Source organism: Elusimicrobiota bacterium (assembly GCA_026388155.1).
GTDB lineage: Bacteria > Elusimicrobiota > Elusimicrobia > Elusimicrobiales > UBA9959 > UBA9634.
Map to the genome: position 1 here is coordinate 211,843 of JAPLKI010000025.1, position 18,657 is coordinate 230,499.

General features: G+C 52.3%; 15 protein-coding genes. 3 read left to right on the top strand and 12 right to left on the bottom strand.

Annotated features, from left to right (window positions below):
• Positions 1-48: 48 nt before the first annotated feature.
• The 12 genes from NTX59_13220 to NTX59_13275 form a co-directional block, all read right to left on the bottom strand.
• Complete coding sequence (locus NTX59_13220; protein ID MCX5786635.1) at positions 49-333, bottom strand: hypothetical protein; 285 nt, start codon at positions 331-333, stop codon at positions 49-51.
• A 206-nt stretch (positions 334-539) separates the two neighbouring features.
• Positions 540-1,022, bottom strand: a complete 483-nt coding sequence (locus NTX59_13225) for a (2Fe-2S)-binding protein (protein ID MCX5786636.1) — start codon at positions 1,020-1,022, stop codon at positions 540-542.
• 38 nt (positions 1,023-1,060) lie between these two features.
• Positions 1,061-3,349, bottom strand: a complete 2,289-nt coding sequence (locus NTX59_13230) for a xanthine dehydrogenase family protein molybdopterin-binding subunit (GenBank protein MCX5786637.1) — start codon at positions 3,347-3,349, stop codon at positions 1,061-1,063.
• 96 nt (positions 3,350-3,445) lie between these two features.
• Complete coding sequence (locus NTX59_13235; GenBank protein ID MCX5786638.1) at positions 3,446-4,249, bottom strand: XdhC/CoxI family protein; 804 nt, start codon at positions 4,247-4,249, stop codon at positions 3,446-3,448.
• Between the two features lie 17 nt (positions 4,250-4,266).
• Positions 4,267-4,914, bottom strand: a complete 648-nt coding sequence (locus tag NTX59_13240) for a YdcF family protein (GenBank protein ID MCX5786639.1) — start codon at positions 4,912-4,914, stop codon at positions 4,267-4,269.
• A gap of 5 nt (positions 4,915-4,919) precedes the next feature.
• Positions 4,920-6,158 carry an anion transporter gene (locus tag NTX59_13245; protein MCX5786640.1) on the bottom strand — a complete coding sequence of 413 codons (1,239 nt, stop codon included), beginning with the start codon at positions 6,156-6,158 and terminating at the stop codon, positions 4,920-4,922.
• Between the two features lie 52 nt (positions 6,159-6,210).
• Positions 6,211-6,909 carry a nucleotidyltransferase family protein gene (locus NTX59_13250; protein ID MCX5786641.1) on the bottom strand — a complete coding sequence of 233 codons (699 nt, stop codon included), beginning with the start codon at positions 6,907-6,909 and terminating at the stop codon, positions 6,211-6,213.
• A gap of 300 nt (positions 6,910-7,209) precedes the next feature.
• Entirely contained in the window at positions 7,210-7,623 is a 414-nt protein-coding gene (locus tag NTX59_13255) for an HNH endonuclease signature motif containing protein (GenBank protein ID MCX5786642.1), read from the bottom strand.
• A 338-nt stretch (positions 7,624-7,961) separates the two neighbouring features.
• Positions 7,962-9,647, bottom strand: coding sequence for a glutamine--tRNA ligase/YqeY domain fusion protein (locus NTX59_13260; protein ID MCX5786643.1), 1,686 nt, complete (start codon positions 9,645-9,647; stop codon positions 7,962-7,964).
• A 124-nt stretch (positions 9,648-9,771) separates the two neighbouring features.
• Complete coding sequence (locus NTX59_13265; protein ID MCX5786644.1) at positions 9,772-10,497, bottom strand: DUF6498-containing protein; 726 nt, start codon at positions 10,495-10,497, stop codon at positions 9,772-9,774.
• Positions 10,498-10,594: 97 nt separating this feature from the next.
• Positions 10,595-11,701, bottom strand: a complete 1,107-nt coding sequence (locus tag NTX59_13270; GenBank protein ID MCX5786645.1) for an ATP-dependent 6-phosphofructokinase — start codon at positions 11,699-11,701, stop codon at positions 10,595-10,597.
• Between the two features lie 113 nt (positions 11,702-11,814).
• Positions 11,815-13,179 carry an 8-oxoguanine deaminase gene (locus NTX59_13275; GenBank protein MCX5786646.1) on the bottom strand — a complete coding sequence of 455 codons (1,365 nt, stop codon included), beginning with the start codon at positions 13,177-13,179 and terminating at the stop codon, positions 11,815-11,817.
• Positions 13,180-13,485: 306 nt separating this feature from the next.
• Here NTX59_13275 and NTX59_13280 point away from each other — a divergent pair, with 306 nt between their 5' ends.
• The 3 genes from NTX59_13280 (at position 13,486) to NTX59_13290 (ending at position 18,589) form a co-directional block, all read left to right on the top strand.
• Positions 13,486-15,975 (top strand): FAD-dependent oxidoreductase, encoded by a 2,490-nt coding sequence (locus NTX59_13280; GenBank protein MCX5786647.1) that lies wholly within the window; start codon positions 13,486-13,488, stop codon positions 15,973-15,975.
• Positions 15,976-16,114: 139 nt separating this feature from the next.
• Complete coding sequence (ssnA, locus tag NTX59_13285; GenBank protein ID MCX5786648.1) at positions 16,115-17,440, top strand: putative aminohydrolase SsnA; 1,326 nt, start codon at positions 16,115-16,117, stop codon at positions 17,438-17,440.
• Positions 17,441-17,554: 114 nt separating this feature from the next.
• The gene (locus tag NTX59_13290; protein ID MCX5786649.1) at positions 17,555-18,589 is read left to right on the top strand and encodes a response regulator; all 1,035 of its coding nucleotides are present in this window, start codon (positions 17,555-17,557) and stop codon (positions 18,587-18,589) included.
• The last annotated feature ends 68 nt before the right edge of the window (positions 18,590-18,657 follow it).

Here is an 18,657-nt window from a genome sequence, read left to right on the forward strand (position 1 = left end):
ACCCCCTGTAATCTGCTATTACCTCCTTAACTTGATACGCATACAGAACTACGAAATATTTTCCGTTATAAAATACTCGCCGCCGGCAAACACAGCGCCTTCATAGCCGGTGAACCCTTTCAGATTATCCGACTGATGGAAATTCCAGTAGCCGCGGCTGACATAGGCCTGAACACCCGAACCTGAAACGAATCTGCCCTCCGCCGACAAAGCCGACAGATCGTATTTTATGGAAATATAGGGATAACCCAGACCTAGGCTTAGATTATCAGCGGCAGAAACTGCCGGGGAAATAAGCGAAGTCAAGAATAAATAAACCACCAATCTTTTCATGCTCGTTTGATCTTTAGGAAACAAGGCCAGTTAACCGAGTCCGGTTTCAGGAGCTGTTTTTTGGCTTGGGAAAAATGCCCAAATCATGCCTTATTATCGGAGGGGTTTTATAAGTTTCCCGCCGACTCGTCTTTAATCTTTAATTTAATCTTGAATCCGGAATCTTGAATCTTAAATCTCTATTCTTTTCCCTAACGCCCAACATCTCACTTTCCTATAGCCTTCTCCACTGCCGACAGCACCTTCTCGTATCCTGTACAGCGGCACAAATTTCCGGTTAGTTCCAGTTTAATATCTTCCAATGTGGCTTTGGGTTTGCGGCGCAGCAAAGCTTCCGAGGCTATTATAAAGCCTGGCGTGCAGAACCCGCACTGCACAGCACCCTCGGCCATGAAAGTTTTTTGCAGCGGATGCAGGCCGCCGGCTTTGCCCTTTATGCCTTCTATGGTTATAAGTTCGCGCCCTTCTATCTGAACCGCCATCATAAGGCAGGAATTTACGGCTTTCCCGTCCAGCAGCACCATGCAGGCCCCGCATTCCCCCTCGCCACAGCCTTCCTTGGTGCCTTTCAGGCCCAGATCCAGACGTATAAAATCGATCAAAGAGTGGGAAGAAGGTATCTCCCTCTCTATTTTCCGCCCGTTCACAAGACAATGCAAACTGAAGGATGATGTTTTAGAATTATGCATGACAGGATATTGCATTAAATTCGCTATTATTCACTAATTCACTTTTTCAATTCTTTCCAGACTTTCTCCGGTAACAGCGGCACCGAGCGCACCCTTGCTCCGCAGGCATTGGCTATGGCATTAGCCACGGCAGGCGCAACACCGATAAGCGGAACTTCTCCCATACCCTTGGCCTTATAGGGTCCTCCGGCGTAGGGCTTCTCCAAGAAAGTTATATCATATTCCGGTTTATCGGCGGTAGTGGCGAGAACATAGTCCGTGAAGTTGGGGTTTACCATTATCCCGTTCTTATATACAAGGTTCTCATAAAGCGCCCAGCTCATGCCCTGCAGTATGCCTCCCTGCGCCTGCCCCGTGGCCAGGCGCGGGTTAACGATTTTACCCACATCGTAGGCGGCCCAGATCTTCAGCACTTTGGTAACGCCTGTTTTCAGGTCCACCTCGACCTCTGCGGCATCGGCGGAATATGAATAAATCACATAAGCATCGCCCTGACCGTCTTCCATTTTAAAAGTGGTGCGGGGAGCGGCATACCAGCCCTGCTCGCTCATCTTATGTCGGCGGTTCCAGCATTCGGCCGTAACTTCCCTGAAAGTTACGCTTTTGCCGCCCATTGAGAAAACGCCGCGGGCAGCGGTCATTGGCCCGGAGGCACGCGCGCCTTTTAAAACCAACAGATCAAAAGCTGTTTTAAAGATCCTTTCCCGCAAAGGCCCGGCGGCGTCTATTATGGCGTTGCCGCTCATCAATGTGGTGCGGCTGGCCACGGTAGGGCCTGAGTCCGGAACTTTTGAAGTATCCACTTCTTCCACGCGCACACTTTCATAAGGGGCGTTCAAAGTTTCCGCCGCTATCTGGGCAAGCACCGTAAGCGCGCCCTGTCCCATTTCGGTATTGCCCACATTCACGCACACTGAAGAATCCTTGTAAATATTCACCAGAGCGCCCGCCCGGTCCAGGTAGCGGCCCTTGGCGCCCAGCCCCACCCCGTAATAGGTAGCTGAAAACCCCAGCCCGCGGGCTATGCCCGCGGAGTTTTGAGTTTTAAGTTTTGAATTTTGAGTTTTTTTGTCCCAGCCCGAGCGTTTTCTTACGGTCCGCACCAGTTCTTTCAGGCCGCAGGAAGAATTGATTTTCTGCCCGGTTACGGTTTTATCGCCGGGCGCGAGCATATTCTTAAGCCGGAACTCCACCGGGTCCATGCCTATTTTAGCCGCAAGCTCGTCTATAAGAGATTCCTGCGCGAAACAGATCTGCGGCTGGCCGAAGCCGCGGAAAGCCCCGCAGGGCACTTTATTGGTGGCGGCGGCATAAGTTTCGATTGAAACATTAGCTATCTTGTAGGGCCCTGCCGCGTGCACCGTGCCGCGCCAGAGCACTATAGGAGAAAGAGTTGCATAAGCTCCGCCATCCAGCACATATTTAACCCGGCAGGCCGTAAGGCGGCCTTTCTTGTCGGCGCCGTAAGCCACGCGGGCCCAGCCCGGATGGCGCTTTGACATGGACTGAAAATCTTCTTTTCGCCCGTAGATCAGCTTCACGGGGCGGCCTGTTTTAGCCGCGCACAGGGCCGCGTGAGAGGCCACCAGCGCCGGCACGTCTTCTTTGCCTCCGAAACCGCCGCCGGTAACGGTCTGTAGTATTTTAACCTTATGATAGGGCAGGCCAAGCGCCGCCGCTACCGCGTCCAGAATGTAAAAGGGGCACTGGGTGGAACTATGCACGGTAACTCCGCCGTCCGTTTCGGGCACGGCTATCGCACCCTGTGTTTCCAGATAGGCGTGCACCTGATAGTTGGTGGAGAATTCCCCCTCCACGACATAAGCCGCATTATCAAAGGCCTTATCCACGGCACCTTTTTTTATCACAAAACTTGAAATAATATTATCTTTGCCGTAAATTTTTATGGAATCTTTTTCAAGGGCCTTAAGCGGGTCTTCTATGAACGGCAGCTCCCGGTATTTAACTTCCACTAGGCGCGCGGCCGCTTTAGCCGCCGCGGCGGTTTGGGCCACCACAAGCGCCACGGTTTCCCCCGCAAAACGCGCCTCTTTTTCCGGCAGGAACGGGTAATCCTGCATGACCACCGGCCATTTGTTGACGCCTTTAATATCTTTGTATGTAACTAAAGTCACATAGCCGGGAATACCGCGGGCTTTAGCGTCCGAGATCGCGAGTATTTTAATGCGGGGCCGCGGGCTTCTTACGGCTGCCGCGTAAAGCATGCCGGCAAATTCCCGGTCGTCCGCGTAGGCCGCTCGGCCGGTGACTTTTATAAGCGCGTCTTTCCTGGGAAGGGATTTGCCGACAAACGAAAGTTTATCCATGGTTCCTCGACAATATTAGTGTAGAGTGTAGAGTTGAGAGTGTAGAGTGTTTTAAGTAATTTCTTTATAGTCTCTACACTATCCACTCTCCACTATCTACTTACAAATCTTCATATGTGCGCCGTCACGTTTATAGTGAAGCTTTATTATTTCAGCCAGCACTGAAACGGCTATTTCGCCCGGCGTTTTACCGCCCAGATTAAGCCCGACCGGCGAATACACCCTTTTATCTTTAAGCGGATAAAGTTTTTTGGCGCCGAGCTGCCGGAATATCTCGCGCACTTTGTCGGCGCTGCCTATCATACCTATATAGGGCGCGGGGGTGGGCATCACGGCTGCAAGGCATTCTTTGTCTAAAGCGTGGCCGCGCGTTACAATTACCACATATGTGTCTTTATCGACGTCCGCTTCGGCCACGGCTTTATGCGGCAATTCGTTTATTATCGCGAGCGCCCCCGGGAACCTGTCGGAATTGGCGAATTCTTTGCGGTCGTCGGCCACCAGGTACGGGAAGCCTGCCAGGCGGCAAGCTTCGGCGATTTTCACTCCCACGTGTCCCGCGCCAAGTATCAGCACTTTAAAAGGATTTTTGTATACGTCTATGTAAACTTCCATCTTGCCCATGCAGAGCATACCGGTATTCCCCCTGGGCTTCAGGTCAAAAACAAATCTGCCGCTTTCGCCTTTCTTTATGCATTCCACCGCCTGGCGTATAGTTAGTGCTTCAATACTGCCGCCGCCCACCGTGCCCTCTATTGAGCCGTCGGCATATACCAGCATTTTGGCGCCGGCTTCGCGCGGCGTGGAGCCGCCCACGCCTATCACGGTCACAAAAGCGATGTTCCTGCCGCCGTCTATGGCTTCCGAAAGCATTTTAATCAGATTTTTGGGCTCATTCATACCGTTTATTTTACCTTTTATTTGATATCTATTTTTTCTCCCAGAAATCTCGGTTTTTTTCCGAAAAACAGATCCGTGAACATAACGACCCTGGCGAAATACTCTCTGAAGCGTGTTTTGAAACCCCAAAAATAATTTACGCCTTTGGCGTTATACCCGACCACATCAAACCCGGACAAGCGCCCCAGAAACACCGCCCGTTGATTATGAAATTTTTGCGATATCACGGTAAAACTGTTCTGGCCGAATACTTCACCGCACCTTACCACCGAATCAAGAGTTCTGCGCCCGGCGTAATCCAGGTATATCCTGTCTTGCGGAATCCCCTGTTTCAACAGTTCTTTCCTCATCTCCTCGGGCTCGTTATAAAAACGCGTCCGGTTGTCGCCGCTGACTATGATATTTGCAATTTTCCCCGCATTATATAATTCAACCGCGGCCTCTATCCTGTTATAAAAAAAAGGATTTGTGCCGCCGCCTTTCAGAAAATGGCTGGTACCCAGCAAAAGGCCGGTTTTATTGGGTTTTATTTTCGCGACATCGTCAAAAGTCAGATCCGTTGTTTTATAAGCCACCAGTATATTGGCGCATAAAACGGCTGCGGCAAAAAGCAAAAAGCCGTAAAACAACAGTTTTAAAATTTTACCCCCGGCGGTTGTTTTCATACTGTTTAATAAAGTTTAAGAAAAATCCAGTATACAAAGCAATTTATTAAAGTGAGCGGCGCGCCCACGCGCGCGAATTCCCAGAAAGTTAAAGTCTGGCCGGATCTTTTCTCCGCGTTATGCACGATTATGATATTGCTGGCGGCTCCAAGTATGAACAGATTTCCGGCCACGGTGGAGGCGGCGGCCAGCGCCATAAGGGCGCGCGGTTCCGCTTTTAAATGAGCGAGCATGGGCAGATAAAGCGCAACCAGCGGCACATTTGAAATAAACTGGCTTAAGGCAGCGCTTATTACGGTTATGGCGCCGACGGAGGCTATATTAACTCCGGTTTCCGCCAGGAGCCCCTGGAAAAAGCCCGTGTTCCAAACGCTTTTCATCAGTATGAACATGGCCGCGAAAAACACAAGGGTGCTCCAATCCGTTTTGTTAATTATTTCAAAGCGGCGCGGGCTGAAAAAAATAACCGGCAGGGCGGCCCACAACGCTATATAGGTAAGCCTGAAATCCAGCCTGGGGCTTAAGCCCACAGTGTAAATTTTAAGCGCTATCATGACGATAACTATGATCAGCGAAATACGGCACAGAACGGCCAAGTTATGGTCTTTTATCGGCTCCTGGGAATGCTTTAACGGTAAGTCCACAAAATCATCCGGGTAAAAGAACCGTATTAAAAAAAAGGCCGCTAAAAGATTTATAACGGTGGGCGCGGCCAGATACCTGAAAAATGTCACAAAAGGGTCGGCCACCCCGCCTTTTAAAGCTATCAGCAGGTTCTGCGGGTTGCCGATGGGGCTTGCCGCGCTGCCTATGGTGACGCCGAAAGCAAGCGCCAGCAGCAGGGCCTTGGGCCGGATATTATGTTTTTTTGAAAGCAGCAGCATGACAGGCGTGCCCACTATGGCGATCGTGTCGTTCATCAATAAAGCCGAAGCCAGTCCGGCGCCAAAAAGGATAAGAAGCAGAAGCTGCCGCCCAGAGCCGGCGCGCTTGAAAATATTATATTTCAGGTGGGTAAGGTAGCCGCTCAGTTCAAGGGCCTGGCCCAGGGCGAACATGCCGAACAGAAAAAATATAACATCCAGGTCAATGGAGCGCCAAGCCTCAAGCGGCGCGATACTGCCTGAAACCAGAACCGCCAAAGCTCCCAAAACCATCGCCTGCCAGATCTCAAAACGCACTCCCCCGACCTGCCTTATCGCTATCAGAAAAAACACCAGGAGTAGAACAATGATGGGGATCATGAGCTGTAAATCTTATCTGCAATAAGGTAATTTCCGTGTTACTGATTACCGGTTACTGGTTACCGGTTACTAGTTTCGTGTAATCTTCCGGCGTGTCAAAGTCGCGGATAATGCCTGTATCGTCCACGGTAAGATCAAAAACTTTTACCGAAGGATGATGTGTGACCCAGTGCAGGCCTTTTTCCAACGGCCCCTCAAAGCACAGATGACGGTAAGCCGCCGGAATGATTATAGGATGGCCGCGCTTGAAAGCTGGAAGCGTAGAGCGTATAGGGGATAGCGTATAGGAATTATCAGAAGATCCTTGCCCATCATCCCCTAGCCCCTCGCCCCTATCCGCTATACGCTCGCTTTGTTTGCGCCTGCATCGGGGGATCACTATGGAGTCTTTGTGACGGGACCAAAAAGCGATGACTTCTTTATACGTGCGCTGCGCAATGGTCGGCTGGTCCACAAGGCAAATTATAAAACCGTCGGGATCGGAAGCGGCGGCCTCGATCCCGATTCGCAGCGATGACAGCTGCCCATCCTCAGGCCGGGGATTTATTACTACCTTTTCCCCCAACGGTTTCCAAGCGGCGAGTATTTCACGTTCCGCCCGCCCCAGGACTACTATCCTTTCTTCCACGCCGGCAAGTCTTAAAGCGTCGCAAACCTTCGCAATGAAAGTCCGGCCGCCGTATTCCAGCAGGGCTTTAGGCCTGCCCATCCGCGCGGAATTTCCTGCGGCTAATACGATAGCGCTAAGCATATTTTTTTGATACGGCCTTAGAAGACAGAATACAGTAGACAGAAGCCAGAATGTGCGGAATTTAAAACTGATTCCCTAACGCTATAATACAATACTTGCGCAGGAGGGGAAACCACTATGTGGTGTCCCCTCAGTTGTTGGGAAAGGGTCGGCATCAAAGCACGGTGTGCCGCAGACGGCCAAAAAGCGGGCTGTTTTTCTGAAATTTTGAAAAGTCCCCGCATCCCCGGCGAGTGTCCGGGCTAGTTAAGAGTGCTGGGATGGTTGGTTTAATCGTCAGCCGGGACGGGGTCTATTACTTCAGTCGACCCTATTGGGTGCTATCTTTTTTTTTACATCGCGTCTAGCACTTCGTATAGTTTGCCAAAGAGTATTCCATTCGGGCCTATCACAAAGCCTGTATGGATTAAAAGACCGCACACGATCCAATAATTTTTTTCTTTTTTTCCACTCTTTGGGATGGGTTTTGGAACTAATTTTCACAAAACCAGAAGTCGTTTTTTTATTGTGGCAGTGAAAACATAACAACTGCAAATTACTAAGTTTACTGCTATCACCACGTATATGATCAATCTGTTCACCGAATTCACCGCAGATTCGGCATCGTCCTTTGTCACGGCTGAAAACTGCCTCACGGATGGCTTTAGGTAGTCGGCGCAATCGTTCCGAATAACCTCCTGCTAAAATATGCGCAAGATGAATATCAAGAGCCATTCTCACATCATCTTGCATTATTCGTCCATCATCATAGCATGCACGACAATATCTAACAAAGTGTGCCTCATCTCTACAAAGTTCTGAACAAAAAAGCGATATTCCTGAAACTGGTTCACCGCAATTTGGGCACGGAAATGGAGACGATGATAAAGCCTGCACCGTTTGTTTTCTTCGTGGCATTTAAGCCTTCTGGTTTATTTAGGGACTGATAAACCTAACCCGTTCTGATATTATGCACCAAATTGGGATCGGGGCGCAAATTATTTTAGTTTGGCTGTAGGAAAGGTGTCAGGCTACTTTTTATTTCAAAAAGCAGCCTGACACTTTTTATGGGTTTATTTGTCTTTTTGTTCTATTTTGGCCCAGGTGTCTTTCAGGGTCACAGTACGGTTGAACACCGGGGCACCGGGTTTTGAATCTATGGGGTCGGTAAAAAAGTAGCCGAGCCGCTCGAACTGGACCCGCGAGCCCGGGGCGATATTTTTCACACCCGGCTCGCAGCAGGCGTTGCCCAGCACTTCAAGCGACTTGGGGTTCAAATTTTCTTTATAGTCCCGGCCTTCTTCCACATCCTCGGGATTGCGTTTGGTGAACAGCGCGTCATATAACCGTACCTGGGCGGTGACGCAGTGTCTGGCCGACACCCAGTGGATAGTGCCTTTAATTTTACGGCCGTCGGGCGCGTCCCCGCCGCGCGTGGCCGGGTCATAGGTGCAGTGGATCTCCGTTATGTTTCCCACCGCGTCTTTAACAGCTTCCCCACATTTAACTATATAGGCGGACCGCAGACGGACTTCCTGGCCCGGGGTCATACGGAAAAACTTTTTCGGCGGGACTTCTTTAAAATCATCCTGTTCAATATATATTTCCTTGCAGAACGGCACCTTGCGCTTTCCTGCAGCAGGGTCTTCGGGGTTATTTACCGCGTCCATCTCCTCAACCTGGCCCTCGGGATAATTGTCTATCACCATTTTTAACGGCCGCAGCACCGCCATAACACGGGGCGCGGTCTTATTCAATTCATGTCGGATAGCGTCTTCCAGCACCCAGATACCCACGATGCTGTTGAACTTGGCTACGCCTATCTCCGCGCAGAAAGCCCGGATGGATTCCGAGGTGTATCCCCTGCGCCGGAGCCCGGAGATAGTGGGCATGCGCGGATCGTCCCAGCCGCTGACATGCTTATCCCGCACCAGTTCAAGCAGCTTGCGCTTGCTCAGGACAGTGTTGGTTATATTCAGACGGGCGAATTCCAGCTGCTGGGGATGATATATCTCCAGCGCGTCCAAAAACCAGTCATAAAGAGGCCGGTGATCCTCGAATTCAAGGGTGCAGATGGAATGGGTTATCTGTTCAATGGAATCTTCCAGGCCGTGCGCCCAGTCATACATGGGATACACGCACCACTTGTCGCCCTGACGGTGATGGTCGGTGTGGAGGATGCGGTACATGACCGGGTCGCGCATGTTCAGGTTCGGGTGGGCCATGTCTATCTTCGCGCGCAGCACCCGCGAACCGTCGGGGAATTCGCCTTTGCGCATGCGTTCGAACAAATCCGCGTTCTCTTCGATGGACCGGTTGCGGAACGGGCTGTCTTTTCCCGGCTCGGAAGGCGTGCCGCGGTACCGGCGCATTTCCTCCGCGCTCAGGTCGCAAACGAAGGCTTTCCCTTTTTTTACCAGCGCCATGGCCCAATCGTACATCTGCGGGAAATAGTCGGAAGCGAAAAGCAGGCGGTCTTCGAAATCCCCGCCCAGCCATTTGACATCGTCCACAATGGAATCCACGTACTCCTGTTCTTCTTTGGAGGGGTTGGTGTCGTCAAAACGAAGGTTGAACTTGCCCTTATAATCGCGGGCGATACCGGAATTAAGGCAGATGGACTTGGCGTGGCCGATATGCAGGTATCCGTTGGGTTCCGGCGGGAACCGCGTGTGCACGCGCCCCCCGAACTTGCCGGAGGCCAGGTCCCGGTCTATTATCTCACGGATAAAATTTGATTTTATTTCTTGAGTTTCCATAGTAAAAATTATAACACAATTGTCTCTACCGACGAAAGTTCAGCGTGTTTTTTGGCAAGATTTTCACTAGCCGGCGGGGAAAATATCTGGAATACAACTTTTTTCGAAATGATAACGGTAAATTTCAAGGCCCGGCCAGTTTAAATTTTTTTTTAAGCAGGTCTTCATTCTCAAAAAACACAAATACCCGGTAAATATTGCCGGGATCCGCCTGCAGCAGGCACACAGCCTCGTACCTGAGCTCCTTAACGACCTTAACTATCACAAAAGCGATCATTATCAGCCACACGCCTAACGAATTGAAAATCCCGGCCACCGCAAGCAGGGCAAGATTTGTTATCATCAGCCTGGAAAAAAGCGGCTCCAGCAGGTTTTCCGACCTTGTCCTGCGGAATTCGCTACTAGCCAGATAATCTAATAAAAATGATGCACCGTGGCTTATGAACAGACCCAACAGCCACCATTTTATTTTTAGGATTAAAGGCAGCCAGGCGCTATCAATGAAGAATCCGACAAGAAACACGCCGTACAGGCCTAAATACATTAAAAAAGGAAAAGTAAAAAAAATCGCGATGAACAGTTTTCCGAAGAAACCCATATTTGAGCCAAGTGCGGCCAGTACATCACAATCCCGGGAATTGAGCATTTTAAAAGTGACCGGCTCCGGGTATTTGTCCGACGCGGATGCAAAAAGTATCTTCAGGATGTTAAAAAATCCCAATATCACGGATTCAGTCCAGTAAAAAGCGAGTATTTCCTGTATACCCGCGGCATCATGAGGCGCCATGACGATAGGAACCAGGTTAGAGGCAATAAGCGTATAGCTTGAAACTCTGCGCGGGATCAGCATATTTTATAGGGTTTCACAACATAAGGCAGAAAAGGCCCTGTTGTCTTTTCCCCGGCAGGACCCGCGAAGTTGCAGGCCTGCCGGCTGCAAGAGTTTGTTAATCCCCGAAACTTATTCCGAGGTCGCGCGCGGTCAGCACGGTATCACAATCAAGCGGCACTGTCTTCATGCGGCTGGTGGCTTCTTTGAGAGGAACATAGCGCACAGTGGGAGGGTCAAGCGCCACCATCACCCCAGACTTACCCTCTTCCAGCGCGCGCACGGCGGCCGCGCCGAACCGGAGCGATATCAGGCGGTCAAAAGTAGTGGGATGGCCGCCGCGCAACAGATGCCCAAGCACCACAGTGCGGCATTCTTTTCCTGTCAGCGGTTCCAGTTCCTTCGCCACGCGCTCCCCCGCGCCACCAAGTTTTTCCGCCCGGCCCAGCTCTTTGCTGACCACCGAAACAGTTCCCCCTTTTGGTTTTGCCCCTTCCGCGACAACCACAATGGCATAATTTTTGCCCCGCTTGGGCCTTTCTTTGAGCGCCTCCGCCACCTTGTTTATGTCGTATGGAATTTCAGGTATCAGTATGGCGTCCGCATTGCCGGAAACTCCCACATTGAGGGCTATCCAGCCCGCATAGCGGCCCATAACCTCCACCACCATCACGCGGCAGTGCGCTTCGGCGGTGGAATGCAGCCGGTCCAGGCATTCAGTGGCAAATGAAACCGCCGAATCAAAACCGAATGTTATAACCGTCTTATCCAGATCGTTATCTATGGTTTTGGGCACACCTATAGCGCGTATGCCCTTTTCAGCAAGGACATTGGCTATGCCGAGCGAGCCGTCTCCGCCCAGAGCTATCAGCGCATCTATCTTATTCTTTTTGAAAGCCGCAACCAGTTCGTCCGAGCGGTCCTTTTCATAAAGCTTTCCGTCCGGGCCCCTGGTGGGATATTTCAGGGGATTGCCTTTATTGGTGGTGCCGAGTATTGTGCCGCCCAGATGCGTTATGCCGCGCACAGTCTTGCGCGTAAGCGGTATAAGCCCGCCTTCCGGATATTCTTCCGGTTTCATCAGGCCGTTATAGCCGTCGCGTATGCCCACGCATTCCCAGCCGCGGTTAAGCGCGGAAATGACCGTCGCCCTTATGACCGCGTTCAGCCCCGGAGCATCCCCCCCGCCGGTATTAATAGCGATCCTTTTAATTGTTTTTCCCATTATACCCCCTCCGATTGTTCCTAACTTTACATTTTAGACAATGACTAAAATGTAAAGTTAAGGTTTATTCACTATATCCCTACCAATGGCAGTTTCGCGTACAGGGCTTACTATCACTTTATCATCCGGGCGGAAATCTTGTTGGCCTTTTCCGCAAGCTTGAATTCATCCACATTTACTAAGCGGCCGTTTTTGACCACAACTTTGCCGTCGACTATGGTGTACTTCGTCCTGTGGGACGCGCCGCAGAACAGCAGCGAAGCCAGGGGGTCCGATTTGGAGCCGGCGAAGTCAAGTCCCGATACGTCAAATATAGCTATGTCGGCGGCCTTGCCCGGCTCGATGGAGCCTATATCGTCCCGGCCCAGCACTTCAGCCCCGCCGCGCGTGGCAAGCCTGAAAGCGTCGCGGGCCGGCATTGATTCCACGCCGCTTTTGACCCTGTGCACAAGCATTGTCTGGCGTATTTCGCCCAGCATATCCGAGGAATCGTTCGAGGCGGAACCGTCCACGGCAAGCCCCACCGGCACTTTATGCTTCAGGAACATCCGCACAGGCGCGATACCGGAGCCGAGCCGCAGGTTCGAGCAGGGGCAATGGGCCACACCGGTGCGGGTTTTGCCCATTTTTTTCGCCTCGGCCTCGTTTATATAAACGCAGTGGGCGAACCAGGAATTGCCTTCGGTAACCCAGCCGACCGACTCCATGTATTCAAGCGGGCGCATTTTAAAAAGCTTCTTGCAGAAATCTTCTTCGTCAATGGTCTCGGCCAGATGCGTGTGCATCCTGACCCCCCATTTTTTGGCCATCTCGGCGGTGATTTTCAAGAGCTCCGTTGTCACCGAGAAAGGCGAACAGGGCGCAAGCGCCACGCGCGTCATGGCGAACTTATTTTTATCGTGATATTTGTGGACCAGGCGCTCGCAGTCCTTCATTATGAAATCTTCGCTCTGCACCACGTCGTCCGGCGGCAGACCTCCCTTGGAACGGCCACGGGACATTGAGCCGCGCGTGGGGTGGAAACGCATCCCCAGCTCTTTTGCGGCCTCTATCTGTGTGTCGATGAACAGGCCGCTGTTCTTTTTGGGGAAAACATAGAGATGGTCCGTGCTGGTGGTACAGCCGGTAAGCAGCAGCTCGCCCAGCCCCACCTGGGTGCTTGTATAAACCGCCTCCGGGGAAAGACGCCGCCAAATTTCATAAAGGTAAATCAGCCAGTCAAAAAGCTTGGCGTCCTGCACGGCGGGAAGATTGCGGGTCAAAGTCTGGTAAAGATGGTGGTGGGTGTTGACGAAACCCGGCAGGACGACGCAGTTTGTAGCGTCAATTACGGTATCGGCCTTGATTTTAAGATTTTTGCCTGTTTTTTTTATCTCAGGGCCCTCTATATAGATATCGCCGCCTTTTATCTCACGGCACGCCGTGTCCATCAGAGCCAGCGTTAAAGCGTTTTTTATAAGCAGTGTTTTTTCTTTCATGGATTCTCCGGCTTCGGCCGTCTGATAGACATAGTCCCTGTTACGGCACAGTCGCGGACAGCGCCATAGGCCCGCGACAGTCCAGAGTCACTGCCATAGGCTTGAATTTCCCTGCGACAGAAATATTATAGTAAAATAGCCGTGGCGCGAAAGTACCGGACAGCGGTAATGTGATCGCCCTGTTTATTACAATTTTTTTGTTTTGACGGTTCCGGTGCTTAAAATTACGGCAAAGCGCAAACCCCGCACTTTGGCCCTTTTGGGAAAAAGTGCGGGGTAAAATCCAACCCAGGAAGGTGCGATACCATGGAAAAGACCTCTCAATTTTTAAGCGACGCCCAGCTTAAAGCTGAAGTGGATAAGTGTCTCTATTGCGCGGAAAAACCCTGCAAAGAGGCCTGCCCGTCGGACTGTTCGCCGGCCGATTTCATAATGGCCGTTAAAGTGGGTGAAAAATCTGATTTCAAGCGCGCCGCCGCCCTGATAATGGGGAACAATCCGCTTGGCGGAGTCTGCGGCGTGGTCTGCCCCGACAAGCACTGCATGAAAGCGTGCGCGCGCCGCACTTTTGACGCGTCGGTTAACATCCCCGCCGTGCAGGCCGCGATAATCAAAAAGGCGAACGAACTCGGTGTGATGCCGGAATTTGCAGTATCAAAATCCAACGCGAAAAAAGTGGCGGTGGTAGGCGCCGGGCCCGCGGGATTCGGCGCCGCGGCGGTCCTGGCGCAGAAGGGCTACAAAGTGGACATCTATGACGCCGACACCTCGGCGGGAGGGATGTGCAACCTTATACCTGATTCGCGGCTTGATAAGAAAACGCTTAAAACCGACCTTGATTTCATCACCGCGCTAGGGGCCGTGTCCGTCAAGTACGGTCACAAGGTTCCTGACCCCGCAAAACTCAAGGGCAGCTACAACGCCGTGCTGGTAACTACCGGCCTGGACGATCCGATACGGCTTAAGCTGCCTGGGGAAGAAGCGGCCGTCCTGTGGCCGGACTTTCTCAAAAAACCGGCGAAATATCGCCTTAAAGGCCGGCGCGTGGCCGTTATAGGCGGCGGAGCGGTTGCAGTCGATTGCGCCGAAACAGCCCATGCCGGCGGGGCCGCGCACGTCGAGCTGTTCGCGCTTGAAAAGCTGGGCGAGATGCCGCTTACGGCCAAAGAACTGGCCGGGATTCTGGACTGCGGCATACATGTGAGCGGCCGCACGCGCGTGACGCAGATCGTCGCCAAAGACGGGAAAATAACGGGCCTTCAAACTATAAAGGTGGCACTTCCCAAAGGGAAAAAATTCCATCCCCGGGTTATAGTAGACCTCCCCGGGACCGGGCAGTTCCGCAAGGATTTTGACTTCGTAATTATAGCCGTGGGAAGCCGGCCGACTTTCAAAACCGACGGCGTGCAGGGCGTCTTTTATGCCGGAGACCTTGCCAACGGGCCTACCACCGTGGTTGAGGCGGTGGCGGCGGGCAAGAACGCGGCGCTTACGATAGATACCTTCGTGACCGGGAGTAAAAATCAGCCTTTTGACAAGAATGTTAAAAGCCGCGTGGTCCTGTCCGGCAGAAAGCTTGAGCCAGTCCCGCTTGAGGCGGATTTCTTCGGCAGAAAGATACTGTCCCCGTTCCTTCTTTCGGCCGCCCCCCCCTCGGACGGCTACGAACAGATGAAGAAGGCGTACGAAGCCGGGTGGCCGGGCGGGGTCATGAAAACCGCCTTTGACAATCTGTCCATACATATTCCGGCCGAGTATATGTTCGCTTTTACGCAGTCCACCTACGCCAACTGCGACAATGTTTCCGGCCATTCCATTGACCGGGTCTGCAAGGAAATTCACAAACTGCGCCGGGAATTCCCCGACAGGCTGACAATGGCGTCTACCGGCGGCCCGGTCACCGGCAACGACGAAAGCGACAGGAAAGGCTGGCAGTCCAACACAAAGAAGCTTGAAGACGGCGGTGCCATGGGGATCGAATACAGCCTCTCCTGCCCGCAGGGCGGAGACGGCACCAAAGGCGACATTGTCTCGCAGGACGCCGAGCTGACCGCCAGGATAATCGGCTGGGTAATGGAACCCGGCGATCCCGAAATACCGAAGCTTTTCAAGCTTACGGCCGCGGTCACCTCCATCTATCCCATAATCTCCGCCATCAAAGAAGTTTTCGCGAAATATCCCGGCAAGAAAGCCGGGGTAACGCTCGCCAACACCTTCCCGACACTGGCTTTCAGGAAGGGCGCAAAGAAGACATGGGAAGAGGGGATCGTAGTGGGCATGAGCGGAGAAGGCGTGATACCCATAAGCAACCTGACCCTTGCCAATGTCTCAAGGCTCGGCGTCGCGGTTTCCGGCAACGGCGGCCCCATGGATTACAAGGCCGCGGCGCATTTCCTCGCGCTGGGCGCGAAGACCGTCCAGTTCTGCACCATAGTCATGAAAAACGGCTATGGCGTGATAGACGACCTGCATTCGGGACTGAGCCACCTTATGGAGGAGAGAGGCATAAAATCCGTCAATGAACTTATAGGCGCCGCTCTTCCGGATCCGATAAAGGGCTTCATGGAGCTTACGGCGACGAAAAAGATCTCGGACGTCAACGCGGAACTTTGCCGGCACTGCGGGAACTGCACGCGGTGCCCGTATATGGCCGTCAGCCTGGACAGCGACCTTGTGCCCGTCACCGACGCCTCAAAATGCATAGGCTGCTCCATCTGCGCGCAGAAATGCTTCTCCGGCGCGCTGTATATGCGCGAGAGAACTTCCAGGGAAATGAAGCTGCTCAGCGAAAGTTAACCCGAGAAATTCAGTTAAATTTTTCGGGAAGGCTGAGGGCTTAGGGCTTAAAGCTTAAGATTTACAAGGGAATTTTCCCAGCTTCAGCCTCTTCAGCCTTCAGCCCAAAGCCTTAAGCCTTGCGAAAGAGGAAAACCACATGAACCATACCGTCCTGATCAAAAACGCAACTATAGTCACTTTGGGAGAAAAAAACCGCGTCCTCCGCGGGTATTCAATACTGTGCGAAGACGGCAAAATAATAAAAATCGCCAAAGCCTCGCATTTTAAAGGCAGATACGCCAAAGTCGTGGACGCGCGCGGCAAGGTGGCGATGCCGGGCTTCATCAACTCCCATATGCATTTTTACAGCACCTTCGCGCGCGGGCTGGGAAAAGCAAAGCCCTCGAAAAATTTTGTTGAGGTGCTTAATAATCTCTGGTGGCGGCTGGACAAGAAGCTGACCAATGCCGATTCCTATTACAGCACGGTCATTCCCCTTATCGAGGCGGTGAAGAAAGGCACCACAACGATAATAGACCACCACGCCAGCCCCTTTGCCATTGGAGGCTCTCTGCAAGCCATTGAGAAGGCCGTCAGGGAAACAGGCCTTCGCGCCTGCCTGTGTTACGAACTGTCCGACCGCGACGGCAAAGAAACGGCCAGGGCCGGCCTTGAGGAAAACGCCGGTTTCATAAGATATGCGGCCAAAAAAAACGACAACTTCATAAAAGCCATGTTCGGCCTGCACGCTTCCTTCACCCTGACCAACGCCACCCTTGAGGAAGCCGCCGAAACGGGTCTCAAACTGGGCGCCGGTTTCCACATCCATACAGCAGAATCGCAATCCGATCAGATCTTCTGCGAAACCCATCACAAGATGCGCGTGGTGGAGCGCCTGAAAAAATTCGGCATCCTTGGCCCCAAATCCATAGCCGCCCACTGCGTGCATGTTAACGACGCGGAAATTGACATCTTAAAGGAGACCGGCACCGCCGTAGTGCACAATCCGCAGTCTAACGCCAATAATTCCGTGGGCATAGCCGACATAGTTAAAATGTCGGCCCGCGGCGTACTGGTGGGCCTTGGCACCGATGCCATGACGGTAAACATGCTGGAGGAAGTAAGGAACGGCGTGTGGCTGCAGCATCTTAAGCACGATCCCTCACAGGGTTTTATGGAGCCGGCTACGGCGCTGCTGGTAAACAACGCCAAAATAGCCAATCGCTATTTCACCGGCCTTGGCGAGCTGAAGGAAGGCTTTGCCGCCGACATCATCCTGATGGATTATTTCCCCCCGACTCCCATGGATGAGACCAACTTCTACGGCCATCTGGTGTTCGGCCTATCGCAGAGCGCGGTAGACACCACCATAGCGGCAGGCCGCGTGCTTATGGAAGGCAAGAAACTGAAACTGAATATTGACGAAGAGAAAGTTTCCCGCAAATCCCTTGAACTCGCCAAAAAACTTTGGAGCAGGTTCTAGTGTAGTGTCCCGCACTTTGGCCCTTTTTGGAACAAAGTGCGGAGCATAGGCCGAAAGTTGCAGTTCCCTATGCTGCAGGCTGACTCAAGTGTTTTAAAATGATATATTCTAGCTATGTCCGCGATTGACCACCAAATCATGTTTATTGCCAAGCTGAGGGAATTCACGGGCAGGGCTCCCGCAGTCTACGCCAATCAGACGGAATTATTCCTCAACTCACTGTGGAGCATGTCGGAGCATCTCATTAATTTAAAAAGAGCAATACTGAACGACGCGTGCGAGGATTTAGCCGGGAAGCTGGACAAAGGGGCTCTCTCTGATAAAACGATCGCGGAATTCAAGGACCTGCTGGAAAAGCTCGTCTCCGGCAGGGATTTTCAAATGATCTGCGGGAGCATGACCGGCAACAACAAAGGGCTGATCAAAGAAAGGCTCGCCACACTTGTGCCCCTCTCGCTGGTAGACGAGGAGAAAAAAACCGAGGACAGGGACATGGAGGCGGACCGGCAGATCGAGGAAACATACGCGAGGTTGAATTTCGCTCCCCTGGTCAAGGAGTTGAACGCCGCTCCTGAAAGCGGCGCGGTCGACGCGGTGCTCGCAAAAGCGAGGGTGGAGGTTGAAGAATACTGCTGTCTTTATCATATACCGCTGGACGAGGGAGACACCTTCACTCCCTTCTCGCTGTTGCGCGTGGATGCGGTAATCGCAGCGAGCTACCGTATTCTCTCGGAGATCAGTGAAAAGACAGGTTCCGTGAATTTGGGGGAAAAACTGATACTGATAGTTGACGATGACGAAGCGGTACGGGACCTGCTTGATTTTTTAGTGCGAAAAGAAGGCTTCAAAGTCGAAAAGGCGGCCGACGGGGAAGAAGCCATTCAAAAGGCTAAAACTCTTCATCCGGACCTTATCCTGCTTGACCTGATGCTGCCCAAATACGGCGGGTTTGAAATTCTGCGCGAGCTTCAAGGTGAAGACACCTCCGATATCCCCATAATAATCGTAACCGGCCGCAACCTCGACCACTCCACCTCGGAGATGATAAAACAGGAACCGAATGTAAAGGATTTTATGGGAAAACCGATAAAGCCCCAGGTTCTTGCCACCCTCCTGCACACGCTCCTTAAAACACAGGGAAAGAAATAACCGGGGAGGGCCCCGCTCTTTTGGCCCCAAGGCAAAGCTCTATGGCACTATGCTAAGCCTGTCGACTG